General features: G+C 73.1%; 13 protein-coding genes. 6 read left to right on the top strand and 7 right to left on the bottom strand.

Annotation, left to right across the window (positions count from 1 at the left end; genetic code table 11):
• From ACFFNX_RS26730 to ACFFNX_RS26715, 4 genes are all read left to right on the top strand, one after another.
• Positions 1-687, top strand: a 687-nt coding sequence (locus tag ACFFNX_RS26730; RefSeq protein ID WP_378207949.1) for an ABC transporter permease, incomplete at its 5' end; no start/stop codon positions are given.
• Positions 688-766: 79 nt separating this feature from the next.
• A complete protein-coding gene (locus ACFFNX_RS26725; RefSeq protein ID WP_378207946.1) occupies positions 767-1786 on the top strand; it encodes an ABC transporter ATP-binding protein in 1020 nt (339 codons plus the stop codon).
• Positions 1783-2793, top strand: coding sequence for an ABC transporter ATP-binding protein (locus ACFFNX_RS26720; protein WP_378207942.1), 1011 nt, complete (start codon positions 1783-1785; stop codon positions 2791-2793). Before ACFFNX_RS26725 ends, ACFFNX_RS26720 begins: the two co-directional genes overlap by 4 nt.
• 56 nt (positions 2794-2849) lie before the next feature.
• The gene (locus ACFFNX_RS26715) at positions 2850-3725 is read left to right on the top strand and encodes an IclR family transcriptional regulator (protein WP_378207939.1); all 876 of its coding nucleotides are present in this window, start codon (positions 2850-2852) and stop codon (positions 3723-3725) included.
• A gap of 9 nt (positions 3726-3734) precedes the next feature.
• Here the strand turns inward: ACFFNX_RS26715 and ACFFNX_RS26710 are convergent, their stop codons facing one another.
• Positions 3735-4616 (bottom strand): DUF1963 domain-containing protein, encoded by an 882-nt coding sequence (locus ACFFNX_RS26710; protein WP_378207936.1) that lies wholly within the window; start codon positions 4614-4616, stop codon positions 3735-3737.
• 56 nt (positions 4617-4672) lie between these two features.
• On the bottom strand, positions 4673-5056 hold the full coding sequence (locus ACFFNX_RS26705; RefSeq protein WP_378207933.1) for a RidA family protein: 384 nt from the start codon (positions 5054-5056) through the stop codon (positions 4673-4675).
• 101 nt (positions 5057-5157) lie between these two features.
• On the opposite strand from ACFFNX_RS26705, the gene ACFFNX_RS26700 reads away from it, so the two are divergent.
• A complete protein-coding gene (locus ACFFNX_RS26700) occupies positions 5158-6924 on the top strand; it encodes a sialidase family protein (RefSeq protein WP_378207929.1) in 1767 nt (588 codons plus the stop codon).
• A complete protein-coding gene (locus tag ACFFNX_RS26695) occupies positions 6921-7766 on the top strand; it encodes a PIG-L deacetylase family protein (RefSeq protein WP_378207926.1) in 846 nt (281 codons plus the stop codon). Before ACFFNX_RS26700 ends, ACFFNX_RS26695 begins: the two co-directional genes overlap by 4 nt.
• Positions 7767-7780: 14 nt before the next feature.
• Here ACFFNX_RS26695 and ACFFNX_RS26690 read toward each other — a convergent pair whose 3' ends face one another.
• The 5 genes from ACFFNX_RS26690 to ACFFNX_RS26670 all read right to left on the bottom strand — a co-directional run.
• Positions 7781-8863 (bottom strand): alanine racemase, encoded by a 1083-nt coding sequence (locus tag ACFFNX_RS26690; protein WP_378207923.1) that lies wholly within the window; start codon positions 8861-8863, stop codon positions 7781-7783.
• Positions 8860-9687 (bottom strand): amidohydrolase family protein, encoded by an 828-nt coding sequence (locus ACFFNX_RS26685; RefSeq protein WP_378207920.1) that lies wholly within the window; start codon positions 9685-9687, stop codon positions 8860-8862. The genes ACFFNX_RS26690 and ACFFNX_RS26685 overlap by 4 nt, the downstream gene beginning before the upstream one ends.
• Positions 9684-11258: an N-acyl-D-amino-acid deacylase family protein gene (locus tag ACFFNX_RS26680; RefSeq protein ID WP_378207917.1), complete on the bottom strand. Its 1575-nt coding sequence runs from the start codon at positions 11256-11258 to the stop codon at positions 9684-9686. Before ACFFNX_RS26680 ends, ACFFNX_RS26685 begins: the two co-directional genes overlap by 4 nt.
• Positions 11258-12103, bottom strand: a complete 846-nt coding sequence (locus ACFFNX_RS26675) for a fumarylacetoacetate hydrolase family protein (protein ID WP_378207914.1) — start codon at positions 12101-12103, stop codon at positions 11258-11260. Before ACFFNX_RS26675 ends, ACFFNX_RS26680 begins: the two co-directional genes overlap by 1 nt.
• A partial coding sequence (locus tag ACFFNX_RS26670; RefSeq protein WP_378207911.1) for a Gfo/Idh/MocA family oxidoreductase occupies positions 12100-12765 on the bottom strand: 666 nt, incomplete at its 5' end. The genes ACFFNX_RS26670 and ACFFNX_RS26675, both read right to left, overlap by 4 nt.

The raw sequence follows: 12765 nt of genomic DNA, 5'->3' as shown, positions 1-12765 counted from the left end.
GCGCCGTCGGGCGACCACTGGCTCGGCACCGACGCCACCGGCCGCGACGTGCTCGCGCGCCTGCTGTACGCCGGCCGGGTCTCGCTCGGCGTCGGCGTGGCCGCCGCGCTGCTCGCCGTCGTCGTCGGCACGGTCGTGGGCAGCCTGTCCGGCCTGCTCGGCGGCTGGGTGGACCAGACGGCGATGCGGCTCGCGGACGTGTTCATGTCCTTCCCGTCGCTGGTCGTCATGGTGGTGATCGCGGGCGTCATCGGACCCAGCGTCACCGCGATGGTCATCGCCATCGGCCTGTTCCAGTGGCCCCAGTGCGGGCGGCTGGTCCGCGGCGTCACCCTGGCGGTGCGCGAACAGGAGTACGTCCAGGCCGCACGCGCGGCCGGTGCCGGCCCGCTGTGGCTGATGCGCCGCCACATCGTGCCCGCGGCGCTCCCTCCCGTCAGCGTCGTCGCCACCATCGCGGTGGCGCAGGCGATCGGCCTGGAGGCCACCATGTCCTTCCTCGGCCTCGGCGTGCAGCCGCCCGCCGCGAGCTGGGGGAACATGCTCACCGACGCACAGAGCCTGACGGTCATCTCGAACATGCCCTGGCTCTGGCTGCCGCCGGGCCTGGCGGTCGCCGCCACGGTGCTGGCGGTCAACTTCATCGGCGACGGCCTGCGCGACGCGGTCGACCCCCGTCGGACGTGAGGAGGATGCCCATGACCGAGCGCAGCGAGGGAATCAGAGAACGCGGCCCTGTGGTCACTCCTTCCGGTGAGGAGCGGTCATGACCGAGCCGCCGCTGCTGTCCATCGAGAACCTCGTCGTGGACTTCGCCACCGACGACGGTCTCGTGCACGCCGTCGACGGTGTCAGCCTGACCGTACGCGCGGGTGAGATCGTCGCCGTGGTCGGTGAGTCGGGCTCGGGGAAGAGCGTGACCGCGATGTCGATCCTCGGCCTGATCCGCACGCCGCCCGGCGTCATCCGCGAGGGCCGCGTCCTGCTGCGCGGCGAGGACCTGCGTGCGGCGAGCGGCGAGCGGCTCCGCGAGATCCGCGGCGGCGAGGTCGCGATGATCTTCCAGGACCCGATGACCGCGCTGAACCCGGTCATGACGGTCGGCCGGCAGATCGCCGAGGCGCTGCGGCTGCACGACCGCGCACTGGGCGCCGACGAGGCGCGGACCCGCGTCGTCGCGCTGCTGCGCAAGGTCGGCGTGCCGGACGCGGACAAGCGCTACGGCCAGTACCCGCACGAGTTCTCCGGCGGCATGCGCCAGCGCGCGATGATCGCCATGGCCGTCGCCAACGACCCGGACCTGCTCATCGCCGACGAGCCGACGACCGCGCTGGACGTCACCATCCAGGCGCAGGTGCTCGACCTGCTGCGCACGGCGCAGCGCGACACCGGCGCGGCGACCATCCTCATCACCCACGACCTGGGCGTCGTCGCCGAGCTGGCCGACCGGGTGATCGTGATGTACGCCGGGCGGATCGTGGAGGAGGCCGACGTCCGCTCGCTGTTCGCCCGGCCGCGGCACCCGTACACCGTGGGGCTGCTGTCGAGCGTGCCGCGCGCGGACCTGGACGGCGAGCTGCTGTCGATCCCCGGCAGCCCGCCCAACATGATCGCGCCGCCGAGCGGGTGCGCGTTCCACCCGCGCTGCCCGATGGCCCGCGATCGGTGCCGCACCGAGCGGCCCGAGCCGTACGACCTCGGTGACGGGCGGCGCAGCGCGTGCCACTACGCGGACGAGCTCGACGAGGGCCTGGCGCTGTACACGGCGGGGGAGGAGGCCGGGTGAGCACGGAGACCGAGCGCGAGGAACTGCTGCGGGTGGAGGACCTGCGCAAGTACTTCCCAATCCGAGGCGGCGTCGCGCGCCGGCACCGGGGCGACATCCGCGCCGTCGACGGCGTCAGCTTCACGCTGAACGCCGGCGAGACGTTGAGCGTCGTCGGGGAGTCCGGGTGCGGCAAGTCCACCACCGGCCGGATGATCGTCCGGCTGCTGGAGCCGAGCGGCGGCCGGATCCTCTACCGGGGCGAGGATCTGACCGCCGCCCGCGGTGGCCGGCTGCGCGCGCTGCGCCGCGAGATTCAGATCATGTTCCAGGACCCGTACTCCTCGCTGTCGCCGCGGATGACCGTGCACGACATCGTCGCCGAGCCGCTGCGCGTGCACGGCCGCTACCGCGACGGCGGCGCGGCGCGGGTGCGGGAGCTGCTCGACCTGGTCGGCCTGTCCGCGGAGTATGAGAACCGGTACGCGCACGAGTTCTCGGGCGGCCAGCGGCAACGCGTCGGGCTGGCCCGCGCGCTGGCCCTGGCCCCCCGGCTGCTCGTGCTGGACGAGCCGGTCAGCGCCCTGGACGTGTCGATCCGCGCCCAGGTGGTCAACCAGATGCGCCGCCTCCAGCAGACGCTCGGGCTGGCGTACGTGTTCATCTCCCACGACCTGTCGATCGTGCGGCACATCTCGCACCGGATCGCGGTGATGTATCTGGGCACAATCGTGGAGATCGGCACTCGTGACCAGGTCTTCACCGCGCCGCAGCACCCGTACACGCGTGCGCTGCTGTCGGCCATCCCGGTGCCCGACCCGGAGCTGCGCGGCGAACGCGAGCGCATCACCCTGACCGGGGATGTGCCCGATCCGAGCGATCCGCCCTCCGGATGCCGGTTCCGTACCCGATGCTGGAAGGCGCAGGACGTCTGCGCCACCGAGACACCCGCACTGACCGGCCGTACGGGCGATGGCCATGCCAGCGCCTGTCATTTCCCGGACAATGACCTCGCGGTGGTCCCCTGACCGGGACCCCGTTCCCCCGTTTCCCGACCGAACCGTCCGTGCAGGAGGCAGATCAGGTGGCCGCAACATCGCGCCGCAAGCAGGTGCCGATCGACGATGCGCGTCCCGCGTCGGCGAATTACCACGCCAACGCTCTGGCCCGCGGCCTCGCACTGCTCGAACAGATGGCCCTGCGGCCCGAGCCGCCCACGCTCGGCGACTTCAGCGAGTCGACCGCGCTGCCCAAGAGCACTCTCGTACGGCTGCTGAGCGTGCTGTGCGAGCTGGAGTACGCCGTGCGGGTCGACGACCGGCCCTCCTACCGGCTGGGCCACAAGGTGCAGCGGCTGGCGACCGCGTACGTCTCCTCACTGGACCTGTCCGAGGTCGCCGGGCGATACCTGCGGCCGGTGGCGGACCGGACCGGCCAGACCGCCAACCTCGGCGTGCTGGACGGCTCGCAGGTGCTGCACATCTGCGTGACCGAGCCGGACCGGCCGCTGCGGTTCATGGCGCCTCCGGGCACGCGCGACCACGCGTACTGCACGGGACTGGGCAAGGTGCTGCTCGCGCACACCGACCCGGAACAGGTGCCCGCCTCGACGCCGGACGAGCCCTTCCCGGCGTTCACCGAGGCCACCATCACGACGCTCGACGCGCTCATCGAGGAGCTGCGGCGGACGCGCGAGCGCGGATACGCGCTGGACGACAACGAGCGCAGCGGTGGCCTGCGGTGCGTCGCCGTGCCCCTGCTGATCGGCGGCGAGTGCCTGGCGGCGATCAGCGTGTCCGGGCCGTCGGGGGAGTTCACCGAGGAGCAGCGAGAGCGGTACGTCGCGGAGCTGCGCGTCGCCGCCGAGGGCCTGACCTCCGACCCGGACTTCGACGCGGCTCTGCGCATCGTGCACCGCTCCCTGCGCCCGGCCGGTTTCACTCCGGCGGGGGAGCCGTGACCGGCCCGCTCACTGAGTGAAACAGCACGGCGGGTGCGTGGGGTCGGCGGAGCAGACGAACAGGCCGCCGTGGCCGGCGCGGCCGACGGTCATCCCGGCCGGCTCGCGTGCCAGGTCGAACTCCACGTCGCCCCGCTCCAGGTGGCGTTCCTCCAGCGGCCAGAACCGGTGCGGCTCGCCGGCCGGCCCCCAGGCGCCCAGAGCCCACTCGTAGGTGTCCAGCTGGAGGAGCAGGGCGAGCGGCGCCTCGCAGGCGGCGCAGGTCAGCGACCTGGGCATGTCGCTCACCGACCAGTTCATGCTGCCGCCGACCTTGTAGCCGGGAATGGCGGAGCCGTCGTCGGCCAGGCCGCGCTCGGTCAGCCAGGCCGCGATGCGGCCCCGGAGGTCCTCGGGCAGCTCCTCCTTCCACGAGTACTCGGCCACGCGTTCCGGCTGGAGGACGCAGGCGCGGGGGATCATGTCCCACTCGTGGTCCCAGTGCTCCTCCGGATCCGGCTGGTCGGTCAGCACGTCGGTGACGTCCGCGGCCCTGCGCCAGAACACCCGGCACGCCTGCCCCCGGCCCTCGGGGTGCGGCTGGTCGTGCCACTCGGGGCACCAGAGGATCTGAAGCAGGTCCGTACCGGCGGGGAAGCCGGCCTCGGGGACGTCGGCGGCGGTGAGCTGGGCGATCGGGACCATCGGGTACGGGTCGCCGTGGCTCTCCTGGTCGGCGCACTCCGGCCACGCCTCGCCGGCCGGCCACAGCAGCGGGCCGCCGATGTGGCTGTCGCGCATCCCCGGTTCGCCCCGCCGGGGATGCAACCGGACGGTGGTCCGTGCGTACGCGGTCAGCTCGGGGAACGCCTGGCCGAGGTCGACGGAGGGCGCGCCGGTCGTGAGAGACATGCCCGGAAGCATCGCAGGTGCGGTGGGGGCCTCCGGCTCGGAGGCCCCCACCGGGGTCAGTCCCTGTCGCCGAGGTAGGCGACGGCCTCGATCTCGACGCGGACGTCGGGGTGGCCGAAGTCGACCACGACCGTCGTCCGTGCCGGTGGCACGTCGCCGATGCGGCGGGCGTACAGCTCGTTGAACGGGGCGAACAGCGTCGCGTTCGCCAGGTAGGCGTTGACCTTGACCACGTCGGCCAGGCTCGCCCCGCCGGCCCGGAGGACGGCCTCGACGTTGTCGATGGTGGAGTTCACCTCGGCCGCGAAGTCGCCGATGAACACCGAGCCGTCGGCCGCGGTGGCGACCTGGCCGGAGACGAACAGCAGGTCACCGGCGCGTACGCCGTGGCTCAGCGGGACGGACGGCGGGGGGAGGTGCTCGGGGTGGACCGTTCGCATCGCGGTACCTCTCTCATTCGGGTTCCCCGACCATACCGTTGACATGGAACGCTATTCCGTGTCGTATTTCCGGGGGAACGCCGAGAGAGAGGGCCCAGCCGATGCCCCGGATCACCAGACGCCCGCACCTCCTGCTCGCCTCCGCCCTCGCCGTCGCGGCGGCCGGTCTCATCGCGGGCCCGGCGAAGGCCGCCGTCACGGTGCGGACCTACGAGACCGACCCGGTCGGCCAGGTGCCGGCCGGCTGTTCCACCCCATCGGGCGCCGCCTCCGCCGTGGTCAGCTCCGCCCGCGGGCGGGCCAGCGCGCGGTCCCTGCGCGTGTACGACCCCAGCGCCACGGCCATCACCGAGATCGCCTGCCCGGAGCCGGCGCAGCAGGGCGCGGAGCTGAGCTTCTACGCCTATCCCGCCGCGCTGCCGAACGGCTTCATGGTCGACCTCCTCGGCCACCAGAAGGACGTCGCGGCCGAACAGACGGCGTTCCATCTCGTCGTGGACGGCACCGGACGGATCCGCTGGTACGACGCGGCGAACTGGACCCAGGTCGCGCCGGCCGGCACCGTGCCGCTCACCCAGTGGACCAGGATCGACATTCAGGTGCCCTCCGACATGAGCGCCGCCCACGTCTACGTCGGCGGCCGGTACGTCGGCGACGGCGGGCCGGTCGGCGTGCGGGCCCTCACCGACCTCACCGGCTACGGGTTCTCCAGCGACGGCACCGCGCCGGTCGGCGACGACGTCTACCTCGACGACGTCGGCTACGGCCCGGCGGTGAACACCCCGCCGCCCGGGGGCACCGCGCCGTTCACCGTCGCGCCGCCGGTGACGGTCGATGAGTCCTCGGACGTCGTGGAGATGCCCAACGCCGCCGTCATCGAGCCGCACGGCAGCGGCCGGCGGGTGCTAGTCGCCTACCCGGCGCACGGCGACAACAACACCACGAACGGCACGCGGATGGCCTACTCCGACGACCTGGGCAGGACCTGGGTGGACGACCAGGCCGCCGACCCGATGCCGGACGCGGCCTCGTTCAACCTGACCCGGCTGCGGAACGGCGATGTGCTCGCCGTCTCCTACCACACGTACATGGTCGCGGGCTCCGGCGACCTCAAGGCCGAGGTCGACTCCAGCGTCTCCCACGACGGCGGCGCGACCTGGACCGCCCGCACCGGGCAGCTGACGACGCCGACCGCGATGCGCCCCATCTCGGCGCAGACCGACCGGCCGGGGTACCCGCAGGGCGGGTTCGTGCTCGTCCACCCGGTCGTGGAGGACCCGGACGGCACGCTCTACCAGTCCGGATACGGCTACTACGCGGACGACACGAAGTATCGGCAGATCGTGCTGAAGTCCACCGACGGCGGCGTGAACTGGACCGTCGACGCGACCGTCGCGGTGGACCCGGACCTGACGACCGCCGCCGGCTACGAGGGCTTCTGCGAGGGAGCGCTCGAACGCGTCAAGGACGGGTCGCTGCTCATCGTCATGCGGATCGGCAGCTACCTGCCGATGTACGTCTCGCGGTCCACCGACGACGGCAGGACCTGGTCGGCGGCGACGCCGCTCGTGGCCGGGCCGGACCGGCAGAACGTGGTGAGCGTGTACCCGTCGCTGTCGCTGCTGCCGGGCGGCCCGCTCGTGCTGATGGTCGGCCGCCCCGGGCTGGCGCTGCTCAGCTCGCCCGACGGCAGCGGCCACTCGTGGACCCGCCCGGTCGAGGCGGACTACCAGAACTCCGCGAACGGCGTGCTCCTGCCGACCGGCTCGCACAGCATGCTGGTCTTCGGCGACCGCGGCGCGAACTGGTCCCACCCGACCCCGTCGCCGTACTCGATCTGGTCGCGCGCGGTGACGGTGACCCGATGAAGATCCTCACCATCTACGCACACCCGGCCGACACGATCACGAACTGTGGCGGGACGCTGGCCCGTCACGCCGCAGCCGGTGACGAGGTCGTGGCGCTGATCCTCACCCACGGCGGGCGCATCCACGCCAACCGGTACGCCGAGGAGTGGCGCAAGGACGCGCCCGACGAGGCGGTCGCCGGCGCGGACCTGGACGAGATCGTGGCGCACAAGAAGGGCGAGCTCGACCGCGCCGCCGAGATCGTCGGGATCAGGAACCTGATCACCCTCGACCTCGACGACACGATGGCGGTGATGCGCGAGGAGGTCGTGGACGAGGTCGCCGCGGTCATCGCGCGGGAGCGGCCGGAGATCGTCATCTGCGACTACCCGCAGAACCCGGTGATGACCGCCAACACCCACACGGTCGCCACGATGACCGCGCTCGCCGCCCTCGGCCGCGCCGCCACGCACCTGAAGAACCTGGACGGACGGGCGGAGACGAACGTCCGCCAGGTCTTCTTCACCTCGGTGCCGGTCGCGGTCACCGACGGGCTCAGCCTGTACGGGGTGCGCAACGACCTGTTCGTCGACATCACCCCGGTCGTGGGCACGAAGCTGGCCGCGATGGACTGCTTCGAGAGCCAGGGCTACGCGGGCCTGTTCGCCCGGAAGCTGATCGAGTCGAGCAACGGAGAGTTCGGCCGGGCGGCGGGGGTGAACTTCGCCGAGGCGTACTCGCGCCTCTACAACGAGACCCACGACCTGCTGCCGCTCACCGAGGCCGCGCTGCGCGCCGACCCGCTCACGAGGCACGTGGAGTACTCCCGGATCGACGTGCGGGCGAGCTTCCCGCCGCCGTGAGGCGTCCCCGGCCGTCAGTGGCGGGCCCGGATGGGCCAGTGGTCCACGGCGCGGCCGTCCTCGACGACGTGCAGGCCGCTCCACATGTTCGTCGTGCCGCACGCGTGGTTGGGGACGATCCGCAGCAGGTCGCCGGGGCGCAGCCGCGCCGTGCCGTCACCGGTCAGGTAGCCGTGCTCCTCGTTGCCGTCGCCGAACACCACGCCCTCCAGCGGCCGCCCGGACACGTCGCAGACGGTGCCCAGGGCGCCGCCGGCCAGGCCGTCGGAGCTCATCGCCTTCACGCCCGCGTCGATGATGACGGTGCCCGGCCGCTGCATGCTGACCACCCGGGTGAGCACGGTCTGGGCGCAGCGGTCGAGCGTCGCGCTGCCGAGGCGTACCTGGCCCGCGTCGTAGTAGACGTATGTCCCGGGCCGGGCCTCGGTGACGCCCTCGGCGAACGGCGCGGACGTCGCGCCCGGTGTCGAGCCGACCGACACGATCGGGCAGTCGAACCCGGCCGCGCGCAGGTCCGACGCGACGGAGGCCAGCAGCAGCCCCGCGCGCCGGCCCGCCTCCTCCAGCGCCGTACGGTCCCGGTGTTTGCCCAGATGCCCCTCATGGGTCATGACGCCGCGCAGCTCCAGCCCCGGCAGCCCGGCGATCCGCGTCGCCGTCTCCACCGCGCGGTCCGGGTCGACGCCCGTACGGCCAAGGCCGGTGTCGACCTCCAGCAGGAACGGCACGGTCACCCCGCTCGACGCCAGCGGCGCGGCGACCTCGGCCGAGTCCAGCCCGAGCGTCAGCCCGCCGCGCCGGAGCGCCTCGACCGCGAAGGCGACCTTGGCCGGGCCGACCGGCTGGTGCGCCCACAGCAGGTCGCCGACCCCCTCGTCCTGGAGCAGCCGTACCTCGGCCGGCGTCGAGCACGTGAAGCCGATCGCCCCGTGGTCGAGCTGGCGCCGGGCCACCTCCAGGCACTTGGAGGTCTTGAAGTGCGGGCGCAGCGTGACGCCGGCGCCGCGCAGCGAGGAGGCCATGTCCGCGACGTTGCGTTCCAGCGTCGTGCGGTCCACCAGGAGCGCCGGCGTCGCCAGCTCGGCGAGCGGCGTCATGCGAGCCCCATCTCGGCCCGCGGGTCGCCGTCCAGCAGCCACTCGATCGTCGAGGACCTGATCGGCGGGAACCCGGACGGATGGGAGGCCGCGAGCGACCGCAGGCCCTCGACCGCCTCGGCCGGGGTCCACAGTGGGAAGTCCGAGCCGAACACCAGCTTCCGCACGACGTCCCACTCCTGCGCGCGGGCCAGCGCGAGGTAGCCGTCCAGCGGCCGGGCCCAGGAGGCGGACACGTCGGAGTACACGCGCCGGTTCTTGCGCAGCGTCACGATCGTCTCGCGCTGCCACGGGTGGCCGAGGTGCGCGATGATCTGCACGAGGTCCGGGTGCCGCCGCGCGACCTCGTCCACGACGAGGGGGTTGCTGACGGACAGGTCGCCGGCCGGGCTGGGCGTCGCGCCCATGTGCCAGAGCACGACCAGGCCGTTGTCGGCGGCGGCCCGGTAGAACGGGTCGTGCCTCTCGTCGCGCGGGTCGAACAGCGCCAGCACCGGGTACAGCTTGATGCCGCGCAGCCCCCGCGCCACACCGTCGGCGAGCTGGTCGAGCACGTCCGGGTCGGCCGGGTCCAGCGCCATGAACCCGATCGTCTCGGTGGCGGTCTCGGCGCAGAAGCGCTCGGTGAAGTCGTTCGGCGTGAGCACTCCGGCGGCGGTCGCCCGGATGCCGAACACGCACGCCGCCGTCACCGGGGCCATCGCCCGGTCGTACTCCTCCGGCCCGTAGTCGTGCGCCTCATGGCCGTACACGGGCCGCCAGTGCTCGTCCCACTCACAACCCCAGTGCTCGGGCCGGTGACAGTGCGTGTGAAAGTCGATCACTTGTCCTCCTGCGTGGCGCGCAGCACCCGTCCGGGGCGTTCGCCGAGGTGGGTGCCGTCCTGGACGACGACCCGCCCGTTGACGAGCACGGTGCGGATGCCGTCCGGGTACTGCTGGGGGTCGGCGTAGGTGGCCCGGTCGCCGATCCGGTCGAGGGTGAACACGACGACGTCGGCGGCCTTGCCGGGGACCAGCTCGCCGCGGTCGGCCAGCCCGGCACGGGCGGCGGCGCCCCCGGTGCACTTGCGGACCGCCTCGGCGAGCGTGAGCCGCCCGGTCCGTACGTGGTCGGCGAACAGGCGCGGGTAGCAGCCGTAGGAACGCGGGTGGGGGACACCTGCGCCGGTCGGGCCGCCGGGGTCGAGGGCCTGGCCGTCGGAGCCGATCACGGTGGCCGGATGCCGCAGGACGGCGAGCAGGTCCTCCTCGCTCCGCCCGCCCGCCACCATCATCACCGCGTTGCCGAACTCACCGACCAGGTCGAGAACGACGCCCGCGCCGTCCTCCGCCAGGTCCGCGACGGTGCGGCCCTCGACGCCGGGCCGGTCGACGGGGATGCGGCTGACCGTGATGTCCGGCCAGCCGTTCGGCAGGTCCCGCCACTCCTCACGGATCCGGTCCCGTACGGAGGCGTCCGTGAGCCGGTGCCGCATGGCGTCCTCGCCACCGGCCTGCGCCCAGGCGGGCAGGAGCTGGGACAGCGGCGCGTTGCCCGCGAGGTACGGATACACGTCCGCGGCGACGTCGACGCCGCGGTCGCGGGCGGCGTCGATCAGCTCCAGGGCGCGGGCGACCTTGCCCCAGTTGCGCCGCCCGACCGCGATGAGGTGGGAGATCTGGGTGCGGCAGCCGGTGGCCTCGGCGACGCGCAGCACCTCGCGCACCGAGTCCAGCAGGTGGTCGCCGTAGTCGCGGATGTGCCAGGCGAACAGCCGGTCGCGGGAGGCGGCGATGCGGCCCAGCGCGGTCAGCTCCTCCTCGTGGGCGAAGGTGAGCGGCGCGTACATCAGGCCGGTGGAGACGCCCGCGGCGCCGGCGTCCAGAGCCTCGCCGAGCAACCCGCACATCCGGTCCAGCTCCTCCGGCGACGCGGCCCGGTCGCCGAAGCCGACCACGCCCGCGCGCAGCGGGATGTGCGCGACGAGCGAGGCGACGTTCACCGCCGGGCGCGCGGCGGCCAGCACGTCCAGGTAGCCGGGCAGGTCGCTCCAGTCCCAGGCGACCGACGGATCGAGGTCGAGGTATCCGGCCGCGCCGCGCAGCGCCGCGAGGTCGCCGACGACGGGCGTGACACCGAGGCCGCAGTTGCCGATCAGTTCGGTGGTGACGCCCTGCCGGACCTTGCTCTGCGCGTACGGGTTCGACAGCAGGGTGAGGTCGGAGTGCGTGTGCACGTCCACGAACCCCGGGCACACCACGCACCCGGACGCGTCGATCACCTGTGCGGCGGGCCGTCCCGCCAGGTCGCCCACGGCCTCGATCCGCCCGCCGGAGATCGCGACGTCGGCCGTACGCTCCGGCGCCCCCGTCCCGTCGGTGACCAGGCCGCCCGTGATCAGCAGGTCCGTCATCAGCGCACGCTGTTGACCAGGTCGCCGACGCCGGCGAGCCGCGCGGTCATCCGGTCTCCGGCCTTGAGGAAGCGGCCCGAGGCGAGCCCGACGCCGGAGGGCGTTCCGGTGTAGATCAGGTCACCGGGCTCGAGGGTCATGATGCGAGACGCGAAGGCGATCTGCTCGGCCACGTTGAAGATCATGTCACCCGTGCTGCCGTGCTGCATGACCTCGCCGTTCACCTCCAGCGAGATCTCCAGCGCCTGCGGGTCGGGCACCTCGTCGGCGGTCAGCACCCACGGGCCGAGCGCGGCGAACCCGTCGAGCCACTTGCCGTTCAGCCAGTCGAAGAACCCGACCGCGGAGTCGTCGGTGTCGCGCTCGTAGCCGTAGTCCATGGCCCGCGCGGACACGTCGTTGCCGACGGTGTAGCCGGCGACGTGACCGAGCGCGTCGTCCACCGCGATGTCCTTGCCGCCGCGGCCGAGCACGACGACCAGTTCGACCTCCCAGTCGATCCGGTCGCTGACCGAGGGCAGCGCGATGTCCTCGCCGGGCCCGCTGATCGCGGTGGGCGGCTTGAGGAACAGGCGCGGGGAGATCCGCGACCTGTCGATCCGCTCGCCGCCGGTCTCGGTGACGTGGTCCTGGTAGTTCGCGGCGACCGCGAGGATCTTGCCCGGCCGCAGCAGCGGCGCCAGCAGGGTCACCTCCTCCAGCGGGTACCGGGGGCCGTCCGTGCCGGGGCCGGGGCGGCCGAGCAGCGGCGTGACGTCGCCGGAACCGAGGTCGGTGACGTGGGTGTCGTCGATGATCCGGCCATGGCGGACCTGGCCGTCCTTGCGGTACGTGGCGAGCTTCACTTGCGGCCTTCCTGCGGGTGTTCGGGGGAGAGGGGGACGGGCCGGCCGGTCTCCAGCGACCGCCGCGCCGCCTCGATGACGCGGATCGCGGCGAGCGCGTCGGCGGGGCCGACCTCGGCGGGACGTCCGCCGGTGATCGCGGCGTGCAGTTCGGTGAGCATCCGCGCCACGGTGTCCGGCCCGGTCCAGGCGGTCCGTACGCCGACGGCCGTGCGCAGCGTGGCGCCGGGCCTGGTGGCGTCCACGTTCATGACGCCGTTCGAACCGCTGATCCGGTAGCGGTGCACCGCGAGGCCGCCGGGTCGCACGTCCGCGGTACCGGTGATCCGGCCGACGGCGATCGCGCTGGTCAGGGCGCGGTCGTGGTCGAGCAGGAGCAGCGTGAGGCCGTCGCTCGCGCGGGCGTGCACGCGGCGTACGGGCAGGCCGGTGAGGGCGAGGACGACGTCGACCGGGGCGTCGGCGAAGTTGGTCAGCTCGCCGAGCGGGCACGGGTCGCCGCCGGCGACGAGGAAGTCCGCCTGGACGTTCCAGGGCAGGCCGACACGCCCGGCGGCGAGCGCCGTCCTGGCGGAGCGGAGCGCCGGCGCGAACCGCTGGTGGTGCGCCGGCATGCAGACGGTGCCGTAGTAGGCCGCCGCGGCGGCGACCGCCTCGGCGAC

Origin of the sequence: Actinoallomurus acaciae, assembly GCF_042429965.1 — a bacterium.
Classification (GTDB): Bacteria; Actinomycetota; Actinomycetes; order Streptosporangiales; family Streptosporangiaceae; genus Actinoallomurus; species Actinoallomurus acaciae.
Note: the sequence above shows the minus strand (reverse complement) of the source record. Positions and strands in the feature narration are given on the sequence as shown.